The sequence below is a fragment of the Klebsiella sp. w6 genome (assembly GCF_033100215.1).
GTDB classification, from domain to species: domain Bacteria; phylum Pseudomonadota; class Gammaproteobacteria; order Enterobacterales; family Enterobacteriaceae; genus Klebsiella; species Klebsiella variicola.
On the sequence record NZ_CP136907.1, the window covers coordinates 2909243 to 2933395 of the forward strand.

25 protein-coding genes are annotated in these 24153 nt (G+C 59.7%); 16 read left to right on the top strand and 9 right to left on the bottom strand.

Annotated features, from left to right (window positions below; genetic code table 11):
* Nucleotide 1 precedes the first annotated feature (1 nt).
* The 3 genes from R0140_RS14405 (at nt 2) to clcB (ending at nt 2938) form a co-directional block, all read left to right on the top strand.
* A complete protein-coding gene (locus R0140_RS14405) occupies nt 2-859 on the top strand; it encodes a dimethyl sulfoxide reductase anchor subunit family protein (protein ID WP_016160963.1) in 858 nt (285 codons plus the stop codon).
* 41 nt (nt 860-900) lie between these two features.
* Nucleotides 901-1509, top strand: coding sequence for a Tat proofreading chaperone DmsD (gene dmsD, locus R0140_RS14410; protein WP_032739848.1), 609 nt, complete (start codon nt 901-903; stop codon nt 1507-1509).
* A gap of 133 nt (nt 1510-1642) precedes the next feature.
* Nucleotides 1643-2938: a voltage-gated ClC-type chloride channel ClcB gene (gene clcB, locus R0140_RS14415; RefSeq protein WP_032739847.1), complete on the top strand. Its 1296-nt coding sequence runs from the start codon at nt 1643-1645 to the stop codon at nt 2936-2938.
* Here clcB and bioD read toward each other — a convergent pair.
* The 3 genes from bioD to R0140_RS14430 form a co-directional block, all read right to left on the bottom strand.
* Nucleotides 2891-3586 (bottom strand): dethiobiotin synthase, encoded by a 696-nt coding sequence (bioD, locus tag R0140_RS14420; RefSeq protein ID WP_012541855.1) that lies wholly within the window; start codon nt 3584-3586, stop codon nt 2891-2893. The genes clcB and bioD overlap by 48 nt on opposite strands.
* A gap of 127 nt (nt 3587-3713) precedes the next feature.
* A complete protein-coding gene (gene mlc, locus R0140_RS14425; RefSeq protein ID WP_032691385.1) occupies nt 3714-4934 on the bottom strand; it encodes a sugar metabolism global transcriptional regulator Mlc in 1221 nt (406 codons plus the stop codon).
* A gap of 124 nt (nt 4935-5058) precedes the next feature.
* Nucleotides 5059-5961, bottom strand: a complete 903-nt coding sequence (locus R0140_RS14430; RefSeq protein ID WP_110222348.1) for a LysR family transcriptional regulator — start codon at nt 5959-5961, stop codon at nt 5059-5061.
* Between the two features lie 130 nt (nt 5962-6091).
* Between R0140_RS14430 and R0140_RS14435 the strand changes: the two genes are divergently transcribed.
* A complete protein-coding gene (locus R0140_RS14435; protein WP_008805023.1) occupies nt 6092-7342 on the top strand; it encodes an MFS transporter in 1251 nt (416 codons plus the stop codon).
* A 30-nt stretch (nt 7343-7372) separates the two neighbouring features.
* Here the strand turns inward: R0140_RS14435 and R0140_RS14440 are convergent, their stop codons facing one another.
* Nucleotides 7373-7465: a KPN_01571 family protein gene (locus R0140_RS14440; protein WP_004206050.1), complete on the bottom strand. Its 93-nt coding sequence runs from the start codon at nt 7463-7465 to the stop codon at nt 7373-7375.
* A gap of 216 nt (nt 7466-7681) precedes the next feature.
* Between R0140_RS14440 and R0140_RS14445 the strand changes: the two genes are divergently transcribed.
* Together R0140_RS14445 and asr are read left to right on the top strand one after the other, a co-directional pair.
* Complete coding sequence (locus R0140_RS14445) at nt 7682-9169, top strand: carboxypeptidase M32 (RefSeq protein ID WP_032739846.1); 1488 nt, start codon at nt 7682-7684, stop codon at nt 9167-9169.
* A gap of 175 nt (nt 9170-9344) precedes the next feature.
* Nucleotides 9345-9764, top strand: coding sequence for an acid resistance repetitive basic protein Asr (gene asr / locus R0140_RS14450; protein ID WP_043875352.1), 420 nt, complete (start codon nt 9345-9347; stop codon nt 9762-9764).
* A 173-nt stretch (nt 9765-9937) separates the two neighbouring features.
* On the opposite strand, the gene R0140_RS14455 is transcribed toward asr, so the two are convergent.
* Nucleotides 9938-10075, bottom strand: coding sequence for a hypothetical protein (locus tag R0140_RS14455; RefSeq protein WP_153690771.1), 138 nt, complete (start codon nt 10073-10075; stop codon nt 9938-9940).
* A 626-nt stretch (nt 10076-10701) separates the two neighbouring features.
* Between R0140_RS14455 and R0140_RS14460 the strand changes: the two genes are divergently transcribed.
* The gene (locus tag R0140_RS14460) at nt 10702-11514 is read left to right on the top strand and encodes a trypsin-like serine peptidase (protein ID WP_012968314.1); all 813 of its coding nucleotides are present in this window, start codon (nt 10702-10704) and stop codon (nt 11512-11514) included.
* Here R0140_RS14460 and R0140_RS14465 read toward each other — a convergent pair whose 3' ends face one another.
* From R0140_RS14465 to kpnE, 3 genes are all read right to left on the bottom strand, one after another.
* Nucleotides 11515-13671 (bottom strand): putative bifunctional diguanylate cyclase/phosphodiesterase, encoded by a 2157-nt coding sequence (locus tag R0140_RS14465; RefSeq protein ID WP_012968315.1) that lies wholly within the window; start codon nt 13669-13671, stop codon nt 11515-11517.
* Between the two features lie 107 nt (nt 13672-13778).
* Nucleotides 13779-14108, bottom strand: a complete 330-nt coding sequence (gene kpnF, locus R0140_RS14475; RefSeq protein WP_008805028.1) for a multidrug efflux SMR transporter subunit KpnF — start codon at nt 14106-14108, stop codon at nt 13779-13781.
* Nucleotides 14095-14457, bottom strand: coding sequence for a multidrug efflux SMR transporter subunit KpnE (kpnE, locus tag R0140_RS14480; protein WP_008805029.1), 363 nt, complete (start codon nt 14455-14457; stop codon nt 14095-14097). Before kpnE ends, kpnF begins: the two co-directional genes overlap by 14 nt.
* A gap of 441 nt (nt 14458-14898) precedes the next feature.
* Between kpnE and R0140_RS14485 the strand changes: the two genes are divergently transcribed.
* The 9 genes from R0140_RS14485 to mdcH all read left to right on the top strand — a co-directional run bounded on the left by R0140_RS14485 (nt 14899) and on the right by mdcH (nt 23218).
* Nucleotides 14899-15933, top strand: coding sequence for an AI-2E family transporter (locus tag R0140_RS14485; RefSeq protein ID WP_008805030.1), 1035 nt, complete (start codon nt 14899-14901; stop codon nt 15931-15933).
* Nucleotides 15934-16158: 225 nt separating this feature from the next.
* Nucleotides 16159-17814, top strand: coding sequence for a malonate decarboxylase subunit alpha (gene mdcA / locus R0140_RS14490; protein WP_022065717.1), 1656 nt, complete (start codon nt 16159-16161; stop codon nt 17812-17814).
* On the top strand, nt 17814-18656 hold the full coding sequence (locus R0140_RS14495; protein ID WP_032730275.1) for a triphosphoribosyl-dephospho-CoA synthase: 843 nt from the start codon (nt 17814-17816) through the stop codon (nt 18654-18656). The genes mdcA and R0140_RS14495 overlap by 1 nt, the downstream gene beginning before the upstream one ends.
* Before the next feature lie 17 nt (nt 18657-18673).
* The gene (gene mdcC / locus R0140_RS14500) at nt 18674-18973 is read left to right on the top strand and encodes a malonate decarboxylase acyl carrier protein (protein ID WP_032739844.1); all 300 of its coding nucleotides are present in this window, start codon (nt 18674-18676) and stop codon (nt 18971-18973) included.
* Nucleotides 18966-19799, top strand: a complete 834-nt coding sequence (locus R0140_RS14505; RefSeq protein WP_012541866.1) for a biotin-independent malonate decarboxylase subunit beta — start codon at nt 18966-18968, stop codon at nt 19797-19799. Before mdcC ends, R0140_RS14505 begins: the two co-directional genes overlap by 8 nt.
* Complete coding sequence (gene mdcE, locus R0140_RS14510) at nt 19799-20599, top strand: biotin-independent malonate decarboxylase subunit gamma (RefSeq protein WP_032730273.1); 801 nt, start codon at nt 19799-19801, stop codon at nt 20597-20599. Before R0140_RS14505 ends, mdcE begins: the two co-directional genes overlap by 1 nt.
* Before the next feature lie 136 nt (nt 20600-20735).
* Entirely contained in the window at nt 20736-21695 is a 960-nt protein-coding gene (locus R0140_RS14515; protein WP_012541868.1) for an AEC family transporter, read from the top strand.
* 3 nt (nt 21696-21698) lie between these two features.
* Entirely contained in the window at nt 21699-22316 is a 618-nt protein-coding gene (locus R0140_RS14520) for a malonate decarboxylase holo-ACP synthase (protein ID WP_008805037.1), read from the top strand.
* Nucleotides 22316-23218, top strand: coding sequence for a malonate decarboxylase subunit epsilon (gene mdcH, locus R0140_RS14525; protein ID WP_016160952.1), 903 nt, complete (start codon nt 22316-22318; stop codon nt 23216-23218). The genes R0140_RS14520 and mdcH overlap by 1 nt, the downstream gene beginning before the upstream one ends.
* Here the strand turns inward: mdcH and R0140_RS14530 are convergent.
* Nucleotides 23208-24134, bottom strand: coding sequence for a LysR family transcriptional regulator (locus R0140_RS14530; protein ID WP_032735501.1), 927 nt, complete (start codon nt 24132-24134; stop codon nt 23208-23210). The genes mdcH and R0140_RS14530 overlap by 11 nt on opposite strands.
* Nucleotides 24135-24153: the final 19 nt, after the last annotated feature.

Below are 24153 nucleotides of genomic sequence, written 5' to 3' on the forward strand. Positions count from 1 at the left end.
GATGGGAAGCGGATGGCATGAATGGCCGCTGGTGCTGTTTACGGTACTGGGGCAATGCGTGGTCGGCGCGACCCTCGTCAGCGGGCTGGGCTGGCTATCGCTGACAAACCAGCGCGAAGCGCAGCAACGGCTGGTGCGCAGCATGTTTTTTATCTGGCTGCTGATGGGCATTGGTTTTCTGGCTTCGGTGATGCATCTCGGTTCGCCGCTGCGCGCGTTTAACTCGCTGAACCGCGTCGGCGCCTCGGCGCTGAGCAATGAAATCGCCAGCGGCGCCTTGTTCTTCGCCGTGGGGGGATTCTGGTGGCTGCTGGCGGTACTGGGCAAAATGCCAGCGGCGCTGGGTAAAGTCTGGTTGGTGATCGCCATGCTGTTGGGGCTGCTGTTTGTTCTGGCGATGACCCGGGTTTACCAAATCGATACCGTGCCAACATGGTACAATGGCTACACTACCAGCGCGTTCTTCCTGACGGTGCTCCTCAGCGGGCCGCTGTTCGCCGCCCTGCTGCTGCGGCTGGCGAAAGTCGACTTTAACGGCTGGTTTTTTGCCGGACTCAGCGTGGCCGCGCTGGCGATCGGCGCCGCCGTTATCATCATGCAAAGCGCCGGACTCAGTACCATTCACAGTTCAGTCCAGCAGGCAGCCACCCTGCTGCCAGATTACGGCACACTCCAGGCGTTACGCCTGATACTGCTGGCTCTCGGTCTTGGCTGCTGGCTGTGTCCGCTGATCCGCCGCCAACCGCCGCGCGCTACGGGGCTGCTGATCGGCCTGCTGCTGGTCTTGATCGCGGAATGTATTGGTCGCGGCCTGTTTTATGGTCTGCATATGACCGTCGGTATGGCGGTTGCCGGTTAATGAGACGGCGCGCTGGCGCGCGCCGCAGAAAGGAATAAGTAATGATGCCGATCCCAAACCGCGACGCTGTCGCGTTAAGCGCTCGCACCCTGGGCGCGCTGTTCTCTTATGCGCCGAATAGCGCGCACATTGCGCCGCTGGTCGCCGCCTTCCAGGACGGCAGCTGGCAGCAACAGTGGCCCTTCCCGGTAACCGCCCCGCTGGCGTCAGCCTTTGCCGCGTCGACGGAAGAGTCATTACCGGAAGCCTGGCAACGCCTGTTTATCGGCCCGTGGGCCCTGCCGGCGCCGCCATGGGGATCCGTCTGGCTGGATAAAGAGTCAGTGCTGTTTGGCGATTCCACGCTGGCCCTGCGCGAGTGGATGCGCACGAACGGCATCGCACTGGACGCCGAGCGTAACGAACCGGAAGATCATTTCGGCACCCTGCTGCTGCTGGCGGCGTGGCTGTGCGAGACGGAGCAGGATGCGTTGTTTGCCCAGCTGCTGGACTGGCACCTGCTGCCGTGGTCCGGGCGCTTTCTGAGCGTCTTTGTCGACCATGCCGCCCACCCCTTCTACCAGGCGCTGGGTCAGCTGGCGCAGGCAACGCTGGCGCAGTGGCAGGAGAATCTGCCGATCGCCGTGGCGGAAAAAGCGCTCTATCGTTAACCCTTCACCGCGCCGGTATCCGGCGCGGTTTTATTTCGCCGCTTCCCAGCCCCTCACCCGCACTTATCGCTTTTGCATCTAAGGTTATTCCCTATCAAAATAAGACCATGTTTTCCGAACCTCGCCGTGACTGATGCACCGTCTTCACCCCTATCCTGATGTGCAGGTGATGTTTCGCCGCCTGCTGATCGCCACCCTGATTGGCCTTCTCGCCGCCCTGGCGGTGGCGCTGTTTCGCCATGCGATGGTGGTGCTGGAAACGCTGTTTCTCGGCAATGACAGCGGGAGCCTGGTCAACGCGGCGCAGTCGCTGCCGGCGTGGCGGCGACTGATTACCCCCGCGCTGGGCGGCCTGACGGCAGGGGCACTTCTCTGGCTGTGGCAGCGACGCAGCATCGCGCGCCCGCATGCCGCCACCGATTATATGGAAGCCCTGGAGACCGGCGACGGTTGCTTCGATACGCCGGCAAGCCTGGTGAAATCGCTGGCGTCATTGCTGGTCGTGGTCACCGGCAGCGCAATTGGCCGCGAAGGCGCCATGATCCTGCTGGCCGCGCTGGCAGCGTCGCTGTTCGCCCGCCGCTTCACGCCGCAGACTGAATGGAAGCTGTGGGTCGCCTGCGGCGCCGCTGCCGGGATGGCCAGCGCCTATCATGCCCCGCTGGCCGGCAGCCTGTTTATTGCTGAAATTCTCTTTGGCACGCTGATGCTGGCCTCGCTCGGGCCGGTCGTTATCTCGGCGGTGATCGCCCTGCTGTTGACGCAGTTTCTCAACGGCGGCGCCGCGCCGCTGTACCACGTCGTCCTGCAGCAGAACCTCAGCGCGCTGCACTATGGTTTAATGCTGGCGACTGGCCTGCTGGCCGGGGTATGCGGCCCGCTGTTTATCTGGCTGATGGACTCCAGTCATCGCGGCTTCGTCAAACTGAAACTGACGCCGCCGTGGCAGCTGGCGCTGGGGGGGCTGATTGTCGGCGGCTTATCGCTCATCACCCCGGCGGTGTGGGGCAACGGCTACAGCGTGGTGCAAAGCTATTTGCAGATACCGCCGTCCGGCGTACTGCTGGCCGGCGTTTTCCTGTGCAAACTGCTGGCGGTGCTGGCCAGCAGCGGCTCCGGTGCGCCGGGCGGGGTCTTTACCCCCACGCTGTTTGTCGGCCTGGCGATGGGCATGCTGTTTGCCAGCGTCAGCGGGCTATGGCTGCCGGGGAATGAAGAGATGGCTATGATGATCGGTCTGACCGGCATGGCGGCGTTTCTGGCTGCCACCACCCATGCGCCAATCATGTCGACCCTGATGATTTGTGAGATGACCGGGCAGTATGCGCTGCTGCCCGGCCTGCTGATCACCTGCGTGGTGGCGTCGGTGCTGTCGCGGACGTTACGCCGGGATTCGATCTATCGCCATCACGTTGCCGAGCATGTCTAAGTCGACGTAGCGGCTCAGCTCACGCTGTTCGGCGCGCGGCAGGTACGGCAGCTCGCCAATCAGCGGCGCCGGCAGCTTCTTACTGAGGACATCGATGATTTCAGCGTAGTGCGCGAGACCGGGGTTGATGCGGTTGGCCACCCAGCCGATCAGCGGCAGCCCGTCATTGGCGATCGCCTGGGCCGTCAGCAGCGCATGGTTGATACACCCCTCCTGGATCCCCACCACCATCAGCACCGGGAGCTGCTCCTGTACCACCCATTCGGAGAGCGGTCGCAGGTCGTTCATCAGGCTGCGCCAGCCGCCGGTGCCTTCAACCACCACGTGATCGACCTGACCGGCCAGTCGCTGCAAACCATCCGACAGCAAACCGTAGTTGATCGGGCAGCTGTGCGCCACGCTGCTTTCGTCTTCACTTAACGCTATGGGATTGACAGCCTCATACGGCAACGCCAGCGTGGAGACGCTCTGCAGCACCAGCGCGTCTTTGTTACGCAAACCGTCTGGCGTCTCTTTGCTGCCCTTCGCCACAGGCTTGTACCCGGCCACGCTTTTGCCTCTGGCAGCAAGTGCCTGCAACAGCGCACGGGAAACCACTGTCTTCCCGACAGAGGTGTCTGTACCTGTAATAAAGAAACGCTTAAACATCACTAACCCCACAGTTTTGTCGATGAAATATACGGGAGAGAAATAATCAACAGTGGGCAAAGTCTACGTGATGCCGCCAGAGGTCGGCTTGAGATAGCGCAATTTTTGGTGTGACTATGAAAAAATGTTAACCCTGTAACAGTCGTATGAGTAAGGATCCGTTATAGAGCGCATCCTTGACCAGCGCCGCGCCAGCCATCGTGCCACGATTGGAAAACTGGGTGCTTTCAACCGCGATATGCTGGCTGTAGGCCGGGAGCGATTGTTGCCGAATGCAGCTGGAAATTGCCGGAAAAAGGATATCTGCCGCCAGATTAAACGGCGAGCCAATCAGAATTTTCTGCGGGTTAAACAGATTGACCATGATCGCCAGAATCCGCCCGACGTGGTTACCCACGCCGCTGATAATGTCTCTGGCCAGCAGATCGCCCTGCAGCGCGGCCTGGCACAGCCACTCCACGCTCAGCGGACGCTGGTGCAGCAGCGAGCTCATCGACTGGGCCATGCGCATCTGCGCCAGCTCCAGCACGCTCTCTACGCTGGCAATGGTTTCCAGACAGCCATGGTTGCCGCAGTAGCAGCGTTTGCCGTAGGGATCGACCTGAGTATGGCCGATCTCCACCAGGCTGCTGCTGCCAGCATGCAGCAGGCGTCCGTCGGTGATAACCCCGGCGCCGACGTTATGATCGATGACCACCTGAATGACATCCCGGGCGCCGCGCGAGGCGCCGAACAACGATTCCGCCATAGTCCAGGCGCTGATGTCATGCTGAATGTAGACCGGCACCCCGGTATGGTTGGCCAGCACATCGCCCAGCGGCACATCTTTGACATCCTCATAAAACGGCATGCGATGAATAATGCCATTTTCGGTATCAATAATACCCGGCATCGTCATGGCGATGGAGGTGAGCCGTTCCAGCTTCTTCTGGTGGCGAATAAAGAACCGATCGATATGATCAATAATACGGGTCAGAAACGGCGTGCTGTCGGTGAGGGCCAGCTCCAGCTGATCCTCCACCACCAGCTGACTGCTTAAATCACGTAGCGAAAGGTGGATTTCGCCGCGGCTGATGCGCACCGCGAGATAGTGCCAGGCCTCGGTTTCTACCATCAACCCCACCGCCGGGCGGCCACGGCTGCCGGGCTCCTGGATCTCCGTCTCCTGCACCAGATGCGCTTCCAGCATCTCGCGGACAATCTTGGTGATGCTGGCGGGAGCCAGTTGCGCAAATCGGGAGAGGTCGATACGCGATACCGGGCCGAGCTGATCAATCAGGCGATACACGGCGCCGGCATTGGTCTGCTTAATTTGATCGATATGGCCTGGTTGACTATCCGCTACCACCATTGACTCCCTTTATTTTCGCGCTTCGAAATAAACTTTCGGCTATGGTGAAGCACTTCGATGGTGAACGTCAAATTTTTACTTAGCCTTGTGATTTACCGCACATTTCCAGCCCCTTTTCGCCTCAATTGTGCTCGGTTTTCCAGGCCAGCAGCGACTCGCGAAAGCGTTTTGCCAGCGCTCCCTGTTCATGATGTTTCGACCACACCAGCCACATCTCCGACACCGCATCCTGTTCGTCGATCGGCAGCCAGCGCATTTCACTGAGCTGTACGCGCTGAAAGGAGGCCGGCAGGATAGACACCCCCAGTCCGGCGGCCACCAGACCAATAATGGTCATCGCCTCCCCCACCTCCTGGGCAATCACCGGCGCATGGCCGTAACGACGCAGCAAGCCGAGGATATCGTCATACAGGCCGGTACCCACGTGCGGGTCGAAAAAGACGAAGGGTTCGCGCGCCAGCGCCGCCAGGCTGACCGAGGGCTGGCGGGCCAGTGGATGGTCGGCAGGGACCATCGCCAGCAACGGCTCGCGCAGCACCCGCTCCCACGCCAGGGTGTCCGGCAGTTGGGTATTGCGCAGGAGCCCCAGATCGAGAGCCCCCTCGCTCAGTGGCACAATCTGTTCGCGGGTGTTGGTCTCGCGGGTCAAAATATGCACATCCGGGTAGCGCTGACGAAACATCGACAACGTATCGGATACCGCCTTGATAAAGGGGGCCGAGGAGGTAAAGCCGATACGCAGTTCGCCGGTTTCACCGTGATGCAGACGCGCAGCGCGGGCGGCCGCGTCATCCACCTGGGCAAGAATTTGTCGGCTATCGGCGAGAAACTGCTTTCCGGCCGCCGTCAGACTGACGCTGCGATTGGTGCGCGCGAACAGGCGGGCGCCGGTCTGCTGCTCGAGGATCTGAATTTGCTGGCTTAACGGCGGTTGAGAAATATTCAGTCGCGCTGCGGCCCGGCCAAAATGTAATTCCTCGGCGACGGCGACAAAATAGCGCAGATGACGCAACTCGATATTCATATTTAAAACGTCTTATTTGAGATTATTAATATATTAGACAGAATATTTACATTTTCATACCCTAAAAATGTGAGCTGAATGGTCACAACATTCTGTTGGTAAGCAGCAACTTCTACGCAAGGAATTCTCTGTGAGTCGTACAACAACCGTTGACACCGTGCCGGCGGGCGAGGTCAGCGTCGCTGGTGCATCCCGCCCGGATCAGTTTATTAAGCGCGGCACCCCGCAATTTATGCGCGTCACCCTCGCGCTGTTCTCCGCCGGTTTGGCCACCTTTGCTCTGCTCTACTGCGTGCAACCGATCCTGCCGGTGCTGTCGAACGAGTTCGGCGTCTCCCCGGCCAGCAGCAGTATTTCACTCTCCATTTCCACGGCGATGCTGGCGGTGGGCCTGTTGTTTACCGGCCCGCTGTCCGATGCCATCGGGCGCAAGCCGGTGATGGTCACCGCCCTGCTGCTGGCCGCCTGCTGCTCGCTGCTGTCGACCATGATGACCAGCTGGCACGGCATCCTCATTATGCGTGCCCTGATCGGCCTGTCGCTGAGCGGCGTGGCGGCGGTCGGCATGACCTACCTGAGTGAGGAGATCCACCCCAGTTTCGTCGCCTTTTCGATGGGGTTATATATCAGCGGCAACTCCATCGGCGGCATGAGCGGCCGCTTGCTGACCGGGGTCTTTACCGATTTCTTCGGCTGGCGCGTGGCGCTGGCGGTGATCAGTGGCTTCGCGCTGGCCGCGGCCATCATGTTCTGGCGCATTCTGCCCGAGTCGCGCCATTTCCGCTCGACCTCGCTGCGACCGAAAAATTTGCTGATCAACTTTCGTCTGCACTGGCGCGACCGCGGTCTGCCGCTGCTGTTCGTCGAAGGTTTTCTGCTGATGGGCGCTTTTGTCACCCTGTTTAACTATATTGGCTACCGGCTGATGATGTCGCCATGGTCGCTAAGCCAGGCGGTGGTAGGCCTGCTGTCGGTAGCTTATCTCACCGGGACCTGGAGTTCACCGAAGGCAGGGGCCATGACCGTACGCTTTGGCCGCGGACCGGTGATGCTCGGCTTTACCGCTGTCATGCTCTGCGGCCTGCTGCTGACGCTCTTTTCTTCCCTGTGGCTTATTTTCATCGGTATGCTGCTGTTTTCCGCTGGCTTCTTCGCCGCGCATTCCGTTGCCAGCAGCTGGATTGGCCCACGCGCCCGCCGCGCCCGCGGTCAGGCGTCATCGCTGTATCTGTTCAGCTATTATTTGGGTTCAAGTCTTGCCGGGACGTTAGGCGGGGTATTCTGGCATCACTACGGCTGGAACGGCGTCGGTGGGTTTATCGCGCTGCTGCTCCTTGCCGCGCTGTTGACCGGCACCTGCTTACATCAACGACTGAAATAGTCGCGTGTGACGTGGCCTGCGGGCCACGGTTCACCACATGCCCATAATGGAAGACAAGCCCATCAACTCTCTGACGGCATCAACGGACAGCAGTGCAATAAACAGCCAGGTGAACGGATTCATAAACCACCCCCGAACCTCCAGACCTGTGTAATCGATCACAGTTTAGTACCGATATGTTACCGTTTTCTGTCACACCGATCACAGAGGTGAGCTTATTCTCCCGCCATGTGTCTTTCCCTTCCCGTATGCGCAACGCTCGACCCGCCGGGCGTATCAGGATAGTGTAGAAGGATACCGATAACCTGTTCATTCACCTGTCACGGACCGAACGCCACTATGACTGAAAATACGCCTTATCAGCAGCTTACTCGTACCTTTCAGCGCCTGTCGCGCTTTTCGCATCTCTCCGCCATCGCTGGCTGGGATATGTTTGCGATGATGCCCCCAGGTGGCAGCGCCGCCCGGAGCGAAGCGCTGGCGGAGCTCGGCGTGCTGCAGCATCAGATCCTGACCGATAAAAAAGTGGGCCAATGGCTGCAGGAGGCCCGCCAGCAGGACCTCAACGACGTCGAGCAGGCCAATCTGCGGGAGATGCAGCGTCAGTACGATCAGGCCGCGCTGCTGCCGGAGAGCCTGGTGGAGGCAAAATCCCTTGCCGGCAGCCGCTGTGAGCATGCCTGGCGCAGCCAGCGTCCCGCTAACGACTGGGCTGGCTTTGCCGACAATCTTCGCGAGGTGGTCAGGCTGAGCCGTCAGGAAGCGCAGATCCGCGCCGATGCCAGAGGCGGCTCACGCTACGACGCACTGCTCGATATTTTCGAACCAGATATGACCAGCGCCCGGCTGGATAGCCTGTTTGCCGACCTCAAGTCCTGGCTGCCTTCCCTGCTGCGGCAAGCGGTCGCTAAGCAAGCGACGCAGACATTACTCGCCCCGCAGGGGCCTTTCCCGATTGCCGCTCAGCGCGAGCTGGGCCTGCAGGCCATGCGCATCCTCGGCTTTGACTTCGACGGCGGGCGCCTCGACATCAGCGCTCACCCGTTCTGCGGCGGCGTCCCCCAGGATGTGCGCATCACCACCCGCTACAACGAAAACGACCTGCTCAGCGCCCTGTTCGGCGTGATCCACGAAACCGGCCACGCCCGCTATGAACAGAATCTGCCTCGCCCGTGGGTCGACCAGCCGGTAGGACTCGCTCGCTCCACCGCTATCCACGAGTCGCAGAGTCTGTTTTTTGAAATGCAGCTGGGACGTAGCGAGCCTTTCCTCAACCGCCTGTTACCGGCGGTGCGCGAGCGTTTTGGCGATCAACCGGCCTTTAGCAGCGACAACTTTGTCGCCTGGAATCAGCGGGTGAAACCGGGCTTTATTCGCGTCGATGCCGATGAGGTCAGCTACCCGGCGCATGTGATCCTGCGTTATGAAATTGAACACGCGCTGATTGACGGCGAGATTGAAGTAGATGATATCCCGGCGCTGTGGGACGAGAAGATGCAGCACTGGCTGGGGCTGTCGACCACCGGCAACTACCGGGACGGCTGCATGCAGGATATTCACTGGACCGACGGCGGATTCGGCTATTTCCCTTCCTATACGCTGGGTGCGATGTATGCCGCCCAGCTGATGGCGGCCGCCCGGCGCGCGCTGCCGACGTTAGACCGCGATATTGCGGAGGGCGATTTCAGCGCCCTGTTCGACTGGCTGCGGCAGAATATCTGGCAGCATGGCAGCCGCTTCTCCACCTCGCAGCTGATCCAGCAGGCCACCGGCGAGGATCTCAACAGCCGCTACTTCCGCGAACACCTTACCGCCCGCTATCTGTGATCGTACGCGCCGGGTTGCCCGGCGCGTCCTTCCACTCCCCACGGCCAGGCGTGTTGTACATTCGGTTACACGCCGATACCAAACACTCACGGAAAGCTCGAAAAGACAAGCATATAGTGATTTCACCGGCCCCGCAGTGGGGTTGAAATTAAGAAAACTTTTCGAGGATATCAGAATGAAAAAAGTATTAGCTCTGGTCGTTGCCGCTGCTATGGGTCTCTCTTCCGCCGCTTTCGCTGCTGACGCAGTAAGCACCACTCAGGCACCGGCTGCTACCCACAGCACTGCTGCCAAGACCACCCATCACAAAAAACACCACAAAGCCGCGGCAAAACCAGCTGCAGAGCAGAAAGCTCAGGCTGCCAAAAAACACAAAAAAGCAGAAGCTAAACCAGCCGCTGCCCAGAAAGCCCAGGCCGCTAAAAAACACAAAAAAGTAGAAGCTAAACCCGCTGCTCCGCAGAAAGCTCAGGCGGCTAAAAAGCACCACAAAGCTGCGGCTAAACCGGTAGCACAGAAAGCGCAGGCTGCAAAAAAACACCACAAAACCACTAAACACCAGGCCGCTAAACCTGCTGCACAGCCGGCAGCATAATTCCTCCCGGTGAACTAACCTTCTTAATAATCGGCGCTGTTTCAGCGCCGTTTTTTCTGGAGAGCACTATGCTGCGGCGCTATCGTTTCGAGCTCATCCTGATCCTGTTAATCATTTGCGCAGTGGTTGCTACCCGCTTTTTCCTCTATTAATCATTTCCGCCACGCTCTCATTTACTGCTTCTGCTGGCTTTGCAGAATAATAAATACCGTACGGCGATCGCTGACGACACCTTCCCGCGTCTCATTACCCTGAAATTCCTGCGGCACAAAAAATGCCCGGCGTCCGAAGACGCCAGACACTGTAGTCATAAACTAGCGCGCGCCGGCCACCTCGTGGTGACCAGACGCTTCACAGTACGCGCACCGCTTCCATCACCAGATAACCGGTCGCGCCCCAGATAGCAACTGAGACCAGGGAAACATAAACCAGTGCGCGAATACCTTTTTTAGACATATACCCTCCCAACGTCGGGGAAATAGAATTCAGGCTATCATCGCCGGTATTACCTCTCTATTTACTCAACGGCGGAGTGACGGTAACAACGTTTTCGGTGAGAAAATGTTTCGCATTGAAAATAATTACGAGAGGCGTAAAGAAGTGCGAATTCTGGTGAAGTTTTGGCGGGCAAGCGCATTATTTTTCAGCGAATCGCTGGCAAACTAGGAATAATCTTAATGTCCGGTTGGTGAATTATTCGCCGGGTTCAGTACGTTCTGATACACGAATTTTGTTGCGTCGGACGTCGCTTTCTGCGGAAATAGCAACAGCGTTCAGCTGGTATTAACCGCTTGAAATCAGACGGTTTTGCCAGCGGCAGCGTCAGCCCGTCTCGCCTGATGGCAACGGTTTGGCCTGCTTAGAATTATTGTTTACTTTCAAAAACTTAAATCTCCTGCTACTGTCAATAGACATCATAGCCTCCCCAGAGAGTGATATGCGTAGAGACGTTCTGTTATTGCTGTGTTCATTTTATCTGTTACCTCTGGGCGCACATGCCGATGATAGCGGACTGAGCGCCAAAGATATTAAGACGCTGTTTTTCGGCCATGATGACCGAAAAGCGGTGAGCCACCCCGAGGAAAGCCCGTGGGATGCGATCGGCCAACTGGAAACCGCCAGCGGCAATCTGTGCACAGCGACGCTTATCTCCCCTCACCTGGCGCTGACCGCTGGCCACTGTCTGTTGACGCCTCCGCGCGGCAAACCGGACAAAGCGGTTGCTCTGCGCTTTATTTCGCGCAAGGGCGGCTGGGTATATGAAATTCACGGCATTGAAGGGCGAGTGGATCCGGCCTTAGGTAAGCGCCTGAAGGCCGATGGCGATGGCTGGATCGTGCCCTCCGCCGCGGCGCCGTCAGATTTTGGCCTGATCGTACTGCGCTATGCTCCCTCGGGCATCACGCCGATCCCACTCTTCCCGGGTAGCAAGGCCGATCTCACCGCTGCGCTGAAGGCAGCGGACCGTAAAGTGACCCAATCGGGATATCCGGAGGATCATCTGGATAATCTGTACAGCCATCAGGATTGCATCGTGACCGGCTGGGCGCAAAACAGCGTGCTGTCGCATCAGTGCGATACGCTGCCAGGTGACAGCGGGTCGCCGTTGCTGTTGAAAACGGAGGACGGCTGGCAAGTGATCGCCGTGCAAAGCTCCGCTCCCGGTCCGCAGGATCGCTGGCGAGCTGACAACCGCGCCATTTCGGTTACCGGCTTTCGCGATAAGCTGGAAGCACTGGCCGGAGAGTAATCACCCCTGCGACTGACGCCGCTGCAGCAGATCGGCGATCGGCATCGGTTTACTGAAATAGTACCCCTGAAGCCGGTCGCAGCCGGCCCGCCGCAGCAGCGTCAGCTGCTGCAGATCCTCAACCCCCTCCGCCACGACCGTCATCCCCAGCGCGCGGGCAATGCGCACCGTCCCGCGCACCATCTCCGCCGCCTGTTCATCGCTGTCCACCCGCCCGGCGAGAGATTTGTCGATCTTCAGGCTATCAAAGCGAAAGCGGCGTAAATAGCCAATACTTGAGTAGCCCGTGCCAAAATCGTCCAGCGCCACGGCAATACCCTGGGCCTTCAGATTCTCCACCACCGCCTGCGAACGTTCCGGATTTTCCAGCACATAGCTCTCCGTCACCTCCACCTGCAGGCGCGACGGCGGAAAGCGGCAGGCCGCGACGGTCTTCATCACCCGGTTTTCAAAAGCCGGGTCGCGAAATTGCGCTGGCGAGATGTTCACCGACAAAAGGAGATCGTCCACCGGCTGCAGGTCGCTGCAGGCGCGTTGCAGAACGAACTGCCCGAGGGCATCAATCAGGCCGCTGCTCTCGGCGATGGCAATAAACGCATCCGGCGCCAGCGCCCCCTGCGGGCGTCGCGGCCAGCGCAGTAGCGCCTCCACGCCGGTCATCGCCAGGGTATCGGCATCGACCACCGGCTGATACCAGACCTCAAATTCATTCTGCTCCAGCCCCTGGCGGATGCCGTTCTCAATCATCAGTTGATGACGCCGCACAGCATCCAGCGCATCGTCATACCAGGCTGTCCGCCCCTTCCCGCTCTTCTTGGCGTGGTACATGGCGATGTCGGCCCGGCGAAACAGCTCGGTACTGGAACATTCCGCCGGGGCGCCGCTGGCGATGCCAATGCTGGCGCCGATATAAATTTTGCGTTTGCTGAGCGTCACTGGCGCTTTCAGCAGCTCCAGCGCTGCCCAGGCGAACGCCGCCGCCCGGTCAATCGCCTTTTCGCCGCTCACCGCCATAGCGAACTCATCCCCGCCCATCCGCGCCAGCATGGCCCCCGTCGGTACCCGCGTCTGTAGGGCGCTGGCGATATGGCGGATCAGGGCGTCGCCGACATCATGACCATAGTTATCATTGACGTCCTTAAAACCATCCAGATCGATAAACACCACGCACTGATTATCGTGTTTCCCCGTCTCGCATACCTGGCTTAACCGCAGCAGAAGCGCTCGCCGGTTAGGCAGACGGCTCAGCCAGTCAATCATGGCTATCTCCCGCGCCTGACGCTCCCCGCGCGCCAGCTTATACATGCCCAAACTGCTAAAAAGGATAAACAGCAGGATCAGGCTGGCCGCCACCCCGGCGATCAGTCCCATGCTGCCTGACGAGGCCTGCGCCGCTTCAGCGCCAGGCAGGCGCGGCTGCCAGGCCAGGTATCCCAGCACCTCACCCGCCTGCGTTCGCAGCGGAATACGGTAGGCGCCGGGACCCTCGGCGAGATGCAGATGACGAATCTGAAAGGTGTCACCCAGGCGCTCCAGCAGTTGGGGGTTGATATGCCGGGTTATCACCAGATAGCGCCGCGTCGCATCAAATACCTGAAGCCGACCTGTCGTTGGGCGTATCAGGCCGATGCCGACAAAGGCGATCCCGGCCTCCGTGCGCGTGATACCGGCAAAGGCGTTTTTTCCCTCTCGCAATGCTTGCGCATGAGTGTGGATCAGACTGGTCAGGCCAGCCCCTAGAAATGAGAGGTCAGTCCGGGGCAGCACCTGGCTCTGAAAGGCGCCCCACAGGATACGATAATGTTCATCGAGGACAAAGGTGCCATCGTACAGGTTATTGATTTTGAAGCCTGATCCCCAGGAATCGTACAGCCATTTCTGATCGAGTGACGGGGCGTAGGTCTGCGTTACCGCGTCATCCCAGATGGCATTGTCCAGCACCAGCGACAGCACCCGATTGACCGAGGTCTGTACCGCCCCTTCCACCGACAGCACCGAACGCTGCTGATCGATTTCATTAGATTTGCTGGCAATCAGGTGTTGTGAGAGATACAGCAGAGAAATGACCGACGCGGTAAGTCCAAGGCCGGCGAGGAATATCATTATTGACAACGTCCTGGCGGAAGGAATTTTCCGCCAGCCGAAAGCAGTGAACATGCGCAGTCCTCATCGTCACCAGGCACACTATCAGCGAGGGGCTGATCTTGAGTTAAGCATACTACAGAGGACCTGTTTTGCCGCCTGGCTTTGCAGGCGGCGAGACGTCAGGCGAGTTTAATTAACACCATGCCGGCCACCAGCAGGATGAGCCCCGCCCAGCCTTTGTTATTCAGGCGCTGACCAAACAGCACCCAGCCGGCGGCGATGGTCGCCGCGATACCGAAGCCGCCCCACAGCGCATAGGCGACCGAGAGATCGATCCCTTTAACCGCCTGCGACAGGGCGCTGAACGCGCCCAGCACCGCCGCCAGGGACAGGATGCCGTAGACTTTGCGGCGGAAGCCATCGGAAAACTTCAAAAAGACGTTGGCAATGATTTCAAGCACGATGGCGACGGCCAGCCACGCGGCGTGGATCCACTCAAACTGCTGCATGGGCCACCTCCTGCTTTGACGACGCTTTTTTCTGGGTGCCGGACTTAATTAAGACGATCCCCACCACCAGGGTGGTCAGGCCGGCGATCTTCAGCGGCGACAGGCTTTCATCAAACAACAGCACGCTAAACACGGTAATCAGCAAAATGCCGATCCCTTCCCATAGCGCGTAGGCCACACCCAGGGCAATTTTTTTAACCGCAAAGGCAAGAAAAATATATGACAGAGCAATCATGGCCAGCATTAAAATAAAACCGGTATGACCACCGCTCACGCTCGCCCATTTCATCGACAAGGTGCCGGTAATTTCAGCAACAATAGCTAAAGCTAATAAAATCCAATAAAACATGATCCCTTCTCCTGCTTGAGAATATAATCCATTACCGTTTACGCGAGGCGTAAACAGGAAAATTTCTGACGTAGATTTCGCTGTGCGCTTGGCGCCAGCTCAGGCAGAGAGAAGGTGACTATAGCGCCGAATGCCAGTGCTGCTCGCCGGCAAAACGGGAAAAAGAGAGAGAGACTGCGGGGTGGTTTAAAATATACATCCTGAACTGATTGTCCATAAAATTACAATTATCCGCGGTGTTGCTTCTCGTCCGTTGCGGATGAAAATTGTCCTCAGTAGTTATACACAGATAAATTTGTAGCATAGTGCTACATTTAATTCAAAGAATTTGCAATTCTTTACGCCGCCGTTTTGCTTCAATGCGTTTTTTCTGCAAAAAAACGTCATTATGCTAATGTAACGCAACCTGTTAATAGGCAAGGAAGATTGAGGTCGGGACCTATGGCTAAACCCATTATTACACTTAACGGATTAAAGATGGTCATCATGCTGGGCATGCTGGTGATCATCCTTACCGGCATTCGCTTTGCGGCGGACATTATTGTCCCCTTTATTCTCGCCCTCTTTCTGGCGGTGATCATTAATCCGCTGGTACAACTGCTGGTCCGCTGCCGGGTCCCGCGCGTGCTGGCGATCTCGATGCTGATTGGCCTCATCGTCATGCTGGCCATTGTGCTGCTGGCCTCGCTGGGGACCTCGCTTAACGAGCTGGCGCGCACCTTACCGCAATATCGCAACTATCTCTACGAGCCGATGCAAACCATCGCCCCCTGGCTGCAGCGCATGGGGTTCACCGTCTCGGTGGTGGAGCTGAATAAATACATCGACCCTAACGCGGTGATGACGCTGGTCACCAGCCTGCTCACTCAGCTGTCGAACGCGATGTCCTCGATTTTTCTGCTGCTGCTGACGGTGGTATTTATGCTGCTGGAGGTCCCCCAGCTTCCCGCCAAGCTGCAACAGCTGATGTCCCGTCCGGTTGAAGGGATGGGCGCCATTCAGCGGGCCATCGACAGCGTGTCGCATTATCTGGTGCTGAAAACCGCGATTAGCCTGGTGACCGGCCTGGTGGTCTGGGGCATGCTAGTGCTGCTGGACGTGCGCTTCGCCTTCATGTGGGGACTGCTGGCCTTCGCGCTCAACTATATTCCCAATATTGGCTCCGTGCTGGCGGCCATCCCGCCGATCCTGCAGGTACTGGTGTTTGGCGGGCTGTACGAGGCGCTGGTGGTCCTGGCCGGCTACCTGATCGTCAACCTGGTGTTCGGCAACATTCTGGAGCCACGGGTGATGGGACGTGGCCTGGGGCTCTCCACGCTGGTAGTGTTTCTGTCCTTGATCTTCTGGGGCTGGCTATTGGGCCCGGTCGGCATGCTGCTGTCGGTGCCGCTGACGATTATCGCCAAAATTGCCCTCGAGCAGACCAGCGGCGGTCAGAGTATTGCTTTCTTATTAAGTGATGTCAGCAAAGAATAACCCCTTCTCACGGCCGGCCGAGTGCCGGCCGGCTTCCTCACCTGCGCTCTTCCCTTAGACCACTACGCCTTTCGTATTATTGATCCCTATCACAAACGGTAAGACCCAATCGTTACTCTAAAGCTAACAATTAGCCGCCGTGCTTAATTGATGCGCAGCGCCGCACATCGCACACTAACTTCCACCAGGACAAACAAAACGATTTGTCGAATCAGGAGGTTAACAATGAATGCTGAACAAACGACGGCGCGGGTCTGGAACCGTCGCCGGACGGAAAAACAGCGGCGGCTGGCCGAAGCGAAGATCGCCGGCAAAGTCATCCCCACTGACCAGCTGGTCAGCGTACTGGAAAATCTGCTCGCCCCGGGCGATCGGGTGGTGCTGGAAGGCAACAACCAGAAACAGGCTGATTTCCTCTCCCGCATGCTCGCCGAGGTCAATCCGCAAAAAATTCACGACCTGCATATGATTATGCCCAGCGTCGGGCGCAGCGAGCATCTGGACCTGTTTGAAAAAGGCATTGCCCGTAAACTGGATTTCTCTTTCTCCGGCACCCAGAGCCTGCGCATTTCGCAGCTGCTGGAAGATGGCCTGCTCGAAATCGGCGCCATCCACACCTATATCGAACTCTACTCCCGCCTGTACGTTGATCTGTCGCCAAACGTCGCGCTGATCGCGGGCTATAAAGCCGACCGCAAAGGCAACCTGTACACCGGGCCAAGTACTGAAGATACCCCGGCGCTGGTCGAAGCCGCCGCCTTCCACGATGGCATTGTGATAGCCCAGGTCAACGAACTGGTGGACGACGAATGCGATCTGCCGCGCGTGGATATTCCCGGCTCGTGGATTGATTACGTGGTGGTCGCCGACAAACCGTTCTTCATTGAACCGCTGTTCACCCGCGACCCGCGCCTGATTAAGCAAGAACACATTCTGATGGCGATGATGGCGATCAAAGGCATCTACGCGGAGCATCAGGTGCAGTCGCTTAACCACGGTATCGGCTTTAATACCGCTGCCATTGAACTGCTGCTGCCCACTTATGGCGAACAGCTCGGACTGAAAGGCAAAATCTGTAAACACTGGACGCTGAACCCGCATCCGACCTTAATCCCGGCCATCGAGAGCGGCTGGGTGGAGAGCGTGCACTGTTTCGGCGGCGAACTGGGGATGGAAGAGTACATCCGCGCCCGCCCGGATATCTTCTTTACCGGCCCGGATGGCTCAATGCGTTCCAACCGCGCCTTCTGCCAGCTGGCAGGTCAGTACGCGGTAGATATGTTTATCGGTTCGACCCTGCAGGTCGATGGCCTGGCTAACTCCTCCACCGTCACCCGCGGTCGTCTTTCCGGTTTCGGCGGCGCGCCGAACATGGGCCATGACCCGCACGGTCGCCGCCACGCCACCCCGGCCTGGCTCAATATGATCACCGAACCAGACCCGATGCAGCGCGGGAAAAAACTGGTGGTGCAGATGGTCGAAACCTTCCAGGCCGGCGTAAAACCGACCTTCGTTGAAACGCTCGACGCGGTCGACGTCGCCAAAACCTCCGGCATGCCGCTGGCGCCGGTGATGATTTATGGCGATGACGTGACTCACGTGCTGACCGAAGAAGGTATCGCTTACCTGTACCGCGCGGAGAGCCTTGAAGAGCGCCGGGCGATGGTCGCCGCGGTGGCCGGTATCACCGATATTGGCCTCGGGGTGGACGCCAAACGCGTCGCCGCCCTGCGCCAGAGCGGCAAAGTGGTCTACCCGGAAGATATCGGCATTCGCCGCAGCGATGCCACCCGCTCGCTACTGGCGGCCGGCAGCGTCGCCGACCTGGTGGAGTGGTCCGACGGACTGTACAACCCACCGGCAAAATTCCGGAGCTGGTAATGAAAAATCTCTCCCCCCTGCACGCAGAAAGCCGCGTCAGCTGGCTGGCGCATACCGCCAGTGCGTGTCTGATTGACGAAGCCCGTCTGAGTCCGAAACCGGGCCTGGTCGATAGTCGCGGCAACGGCGCGCATCAGGATCTTAATCTGGACCTGATGGAACGCTCCGCCCGCAGCCTGCAGCCGACCTTTCACGCGCTGGCGCAGCAAAGCTGGCAGCGTCCGGCGGATATCGCCCTGCGAGAAACCGTCGGCCGCCTCGGTCGCGAAGGTGAAGCGCAGATGATGATGGCGACGGGTGGGGTTAACACCCACCGCGGCGCTATCTGGGCGCTGGGCCTGCTGGTCAGCGCGGTGGCGATGTTGGGTGGAGAGGGTCAATCACAGGCGATCGCCGCCGCCGCCGCCGCCCTCGCCCGCCTGCCTGACGGCTTCGCGCCGAAAAGCTTTAGTAAGGGGCTGCGCGCCAGCCGCCGCTGGCAGGTGCCGGGCGCACGCGAGGAAGCGCAGCGCGGATTTCCGCATGTTACCACCCTGGCGCTGCCGCAACTGCGGCAAAGCCGGGCGCGAGGCGCCAGCGAGCCGCAGGCGCGCCTTGATGCGCTGATGGCCATCATGACCTCGCTGAGCGATACCTGCGTGCTGTCGCGCGCCGGCATGAACGGCCTGCACGCTATGCAGCAAGGCGCTCGCGAGGTTCTGGCGGCGGGCGGTTGCGCCAGCGTCGCCGGTCGCGCCGCGCTGGCGCGCCTTGATGGGCAGATGCTGGCGCACAACGCCTCGCCGGGTGGCGCGGCCGATCTCCTTGCCGCCACCCTGTTTCTCGACCGGGTTGCCGGCTAACGCATTCAGAGGATGTTATGGAACAGATTACATTGTCATTTCCTGCCAACCGCGCCCTCAGCGGCAAAGCATTGGCAGGGGTCGTAGGTTCAGGCGATATGGAAGTGCTTTATACCGCCGCACAGAGCGCCACGCTCAACGTACAGATCACTACCTCCGTGGATAACAGCCATGCGCGCTGGCAGGCGCTGTTCGACAGGCTGAACCTGATCAACGGTCTGCCCGCCGGGCAGTTGATTATCCACGACTTCGGCGCCACGCCGGGCGTCGCTCGTATTCGTATTGAACAAGTCTTTGAGGAGGCCGCTCATGCGTAACGATCGCAGCTTTATCGAACTGCGCGCTCGCGAACGCGCCCACGCCCTGCTGGACGACGGCAGCTACCGCGAACTGCTGGATCCGTTTGAAGGCATTATGTCGCCGTGGCTCGGCGCGCAGGGCATCGTCCCGCAGTCCGACGACGGTATGGTGGTCGCCAAAGGCACGATCAACGGCCAACCTGCGGTGGTGATTGCCATCGAAGGCACCTTCCAGGGCGGCAGTATGGGCGAAGTCTCCGGCGCCAAAATGGCCGCCGCGCTGGAGCTGGCGGCGGAAGATAACCGCAACGGTATCCCGACCCAGGCGGTGCTGTGCCTCGAAACCGGCGGCGTACGTCTGCAGGAGGCCAACCTCGGTCTGGCCGCCATCGCCGATATTCACGCCGCGATTGTCGACCTGCGCCGCTACACCCCGGTAGTCGGCATTATTACCGGTACCGTCGGCTGCTTCGGCGGCATGTCCATCGCCGCGGCGCTGTGCAGCTACCTTATCGTCACCCGTGAAGCCCGTCTCGGCCTCAACGGCCCGCAGGTTATCGAGCAGGAAGCCGGCATTGAAGAGTACGACTCCCGCAACCGGCCGTTTATCTGGAGCATGACCGGGGGTGAAATTCGCGCCGCCAGCGGACTGGTCGACGCGCTGGTTAACGATGGCGTTAACGCCGTTAAAACCGCAATGAACGAGGCGATCGCCAAAGGCGTACCGGCACAGCACCGCAGCGACAACTATGACGATTATCTGCGTCGCTTGAGCCAGTTCGATACCCGCCAGCAGGCGGATACCGCGCAGATTAAACAGCTTTTTGCCCGGGAGGATAAATAATGAATCAGTTCCCAAACCGCGCCGCGCTGTGGCTGAATAAACTGGCGCCCGACGCGCCGCTGATGAGTGGTCTGTGCCCGTCGGTGCAGGTCGCAGATGGCCAGATTGATGGTGAAAGCGTCCGCTTTATCGCCGTGGTGCCTGACGCCAACAACCACTACCCGCGCGCCGCCGGCGGCGAAGTCGGCTTGCTGGAAGGCTGGACGCTGGCGAAAGTGGTCAATGAAACCATCGCCGCTGACGCCGATCAGCCTGTGAAACGGCCGATCGTCGCGGTAATTGATGTCCCAAGCCAGGCCTATGGCCGCCGCGAAGAAGCTTTCGGCATCCATCAGGCGCTGGCCGGGGCGGCAGGCGCCTACGCCAAAGCCCGTCTTGCCGGCCACCCGGTGATTGGCCTGATTGTTGGAAAAGCGATGTCCGGGGCGTTTCTGGCCCACGGCTATCAGGCCAACCGCCTGATCGCCTTTAACGATAGCGGTGTGCTGGTCCACGCGATGGGTAAAGAATCGGCAGCGCGCATTACGCTGCGTACCGTGGAGGCGCTGGAGAAACTGGCGGCGACAATCCCGCCGATGGCCTACGACGTCAGCAACTATGCGACGCTCGGCCTGCTCTCCGCCCTTCTGGATATTAATAATCCGGATGCGCCAGACGAAGGCGATCTGTCGCTGGTCAGCCGTACCCTGCGCGACGCCATCGCTGACGCGCGCAAAGATACCTCACTGAAGTGCCGCCTGGGCGCGGAAAACCGCCGCAGCTCACAACTGGTTCGCGATCGCATGCGCGCCAGCTGGTAAGACGTTCGTACGTAAGTAGTAGAAGAAAACCTGCCGGAAGCTGTCCCCCGGAGCGCGGAATACACGCTCCGGGAAGGGACGGCTTTTAGAAAAAATAACAATCGCGCCAGTACTCTATTTTATTTACAGGTGATTTATGACTTATGTGATTATTCATGCTCTTGCCCCGATTTTCGTCATTATGCTGCTGGGCTTCTGGGCCGGTAAGGCCGGGATGGTAGATAATAAAAATGTCTCCCTGCTCAATATCTTTGTAATGGATTTTGCCTTACCCGCCACGCTGTTTAGCGCCACGGTACAAACGCCGTGGGCCGGTATCGTCGCCCAGTCGCCGCTGGTGCTGGTGCTGACCGGCGCGATGTGGATCACCTATGCCGCGATCTACTTCCTCGCCACCAGCGTGTTCAAACGCACGCCGCAGGATGCCGCGGTGCTGACCCTCACCGTCGCCCTGCCAAACTATGCCGCGTTGGGTCTGCCGATCCTCGGCAGCGTGCTGGGTGAAGGCGCGTCAACCTCGCTGTCGGTGGCGGTCTCTATCGCCTGCGGCTCGGTACTGATGACCCCGTTCTGCCTGCTGATTCTGGAACGTGAAAAAGCCCGCGCCGCAGGTGAAAACAGCGGTTCTACGCTGGCGATGCTGCCGGTGCTGATGTGGCGTTCGGTGAAAAAACCGATCGTCTGGGGCCCGCTGCTTGGGGTGGTGCTTTCCGCTATAGGCATTAAAATGCCGGAAATGCTGCTGGCCTCCATCAAACCGCTGGGCCTGGCCGCCACCGCCGCCGCGCTGTTCCTCACCGGGGTGATCCTGTCGGCACGTAAACTGCAGCTCAATGCGCTGATCGCCACTTCCACCATCGTGAAACTGCTGGTGCAGCCGTTTATTGCCTGGGGTCTGGTGATGCTGCTGGGTCTGCACGGCTCTATCGCCATTACCGCGATCCTGATGATTGCCCTAGCCGCCGGCTTCTTCGGCGTGGTCTTCGGCAACCGCTTCGGCGTCCAGTCTCCTGATGCTGAAGCCGTGCTGCTGTTAAGCTCGGTTCTGTGTATCCTGTCGCTACCGCTGTTTATCTCTTTGACTTCAGGACTGTAAACCATGTCATCAACGCCGCGTCCCCACGATTTACTCTGGTTAAACCACGCCAGCGCCCTGGAAGCTATTGCCGAGCCGTGGGTGGCTCAGCAGTGGCGAGCCGCGCTGCCGGTGGTGGTGAGACGCGACGTTGATGACCAGGCCCGCATCCCGGTGGGGGTGCGGGGCATGAAGCGCGAGCAGCGCGCCGCCGGTTGGGTCCAGGCGCACAATATCGTGCGCTGCGTGACGCCGGAAATGCTGGTGGAGCGCGAGCGTCTGCTGGGCTCCCCTTTTGTTTCACAGCCGCCGGTTCAGGCGGCTATCGCCCTTACCTTACACCCCTGGTCCTGGCGCTGGGGCGTCACCGGCAGTACCGGCTATGCGCTGGCAACCGAGATCCCGGTGCTGCATGCGGCAAGCGATCTGGATCTGCTGATCCGCGCGCCGCAGCCGCTGGATCGCGAGGCGCTGCGCGAGTGGCAGGCCCGTGTGGCCCAACTGCCGTGCCGCGCCGATACCCAGGTAGAAACGCCCTACGGCGCCTTCGCCCTTAATGAGTGGCTGCGCGATGGCCGTGCGCTGCTGAAAACATCCCATGGCGCACGATTAACCGCGACGCCGTGGCACAGGGAGGAATGATGAAAATTTTGTTTACTTTTCCCGGTCAGGGCGGCCAGCGGCCAGCCATGCTGGCGGCCATCCCCGACCGCGAGAACATCTTCGCGCAGGCGCGCGCCGTGCTGGGGGATGAAGTCGCTACTCTCGATAGCGCCGACGCGCTAAAACACACCCGTGCGGTACAACTCTGTCTGCTGATCGCCGGGGTCGCCTGGGCGCGCGAGCTACAGCGCCAGGGCGTGGATCCGCAGATGGTCAGCGGCCTCTCTATTGGCGCGTTTCCGGCAGCGGTGATTGCCGGCGCGCTCGATTTCGCCAGCGCGTTGCGGCTGGTGGCGCTGCGCGGCGATTTAATGGAGCAGGCTTATCCCGAAGGTTACGGGCTGACGGCGATTATGGGGCTGACCCGCCCGCGGGTTGAGGCGCTGATGCAGGGCCACGAGGTTTATCTCGCCAACCTCAACGCCGAAACGCAGATCGTGATCGCCGGGCGCGATGAGGCGATGGCCGAGGTGGCGCAGCTGGCGCTGCGGGCTGGCGCCAGTAAAGCCCAGCGGCTGGCGGTCAGCGTGCCCTCGCACTGCGCACTGCTGGATAAACCCGCCGCAGCGCTGGCAAAAGCCTTTGCCGACGTCACCTTAACGCGCCCTCAGCGCGCCTATTTAAGCGGCTCGACGGCGCGCGTGCTGTGGGATCCGCAGCGGATCGCTGACGATCTGGCGATGAACATGGCGCGCACCGTGCACTGGCAGGAGGCGATGATCGCCGCCGATGAACGCGACGCCAGGCTGGCAATCGAGATGCCGCCCGGCGGGGTGCTCACCTGCCTGACCCGCCAGGCGGGCTGGCGCGGCGAGACCATTTCGCTGGAGCGCAGCGGCGTAGACGTCGCCCGCCATCTGGCGCAGCGGCTTAGCGATTAATACTGCGGGCGTACATCCGCCCTTCCGCCGCCAGCGCCAGCAGGTCGGCATCGCGCTCGCGATGGTGCGAATAGACGATAGAGATCAGCTGGCGCATCTGATAGGGTTCCGCCAGCTTTAACAGCTGCACATCGTTTTCATAAACTTTCTTCATGCGTCCCGGCAGCAGCGCGAAGCCGACGCCCGCCTGCACCAGACTTATCATCGAAAAGATATCATTCACCCGGGTCACAATTTCCGGCTCAAAACCGGCTACCTGAAAAGCCTCCTGAAACCCGGCATAAGTCGCAAAGCCTTCCGCCAGCGAGACAAATTTGCGATCGGCGTAATCGCGCAAGTCGGCGAGCTGCGAGGTATCCAGCTGTTCCGTCGCCGGCGCGGCGAGGAAGATATCGTCTTCAAACAGCGGCACCACGTCGAAGGCCGAATGATTGTACTCGCCTTCATTGGTGGCGATTAAGATAGCATCCAGCGCATCGTCCTCCAGCATATCCAGCAGCATCTGGTTAGAGCCCATGGTCAGATCCAGCTCCAGCTCCGGGCGACGCAGCTTCATCCCCATAATGATGCGCGGAACGGTTTCCAGCGTCAGCGAATAGAGGGTACCGATGCGCAACCGTCCCTGACCGACGCCGGCGACTTTACGCGTCGCCTCAAGCCCACGGCTCATCAGACTCATCACATCCTGGCAGTATTCAAGCAGCGTCCACGCCGCCTGCAGCGGCAGCAGGTTGCGCCCTTTGTGAACAAACAGCGGGCAGCCGACCCCCTCTTCGAGCGTATGCAGCGCGCGGTGCACGCTAACGCTGCTGAGCTTCATGGCTTCGGCGGTTCTGGCGATATTGCCCTTCGCCATAAACATCATAAAGACCGACAGCTTGCGGAAGGTGATCTCCTGGTTGATATCGTCTTTCATAGCCCTTCCACACTCCTGG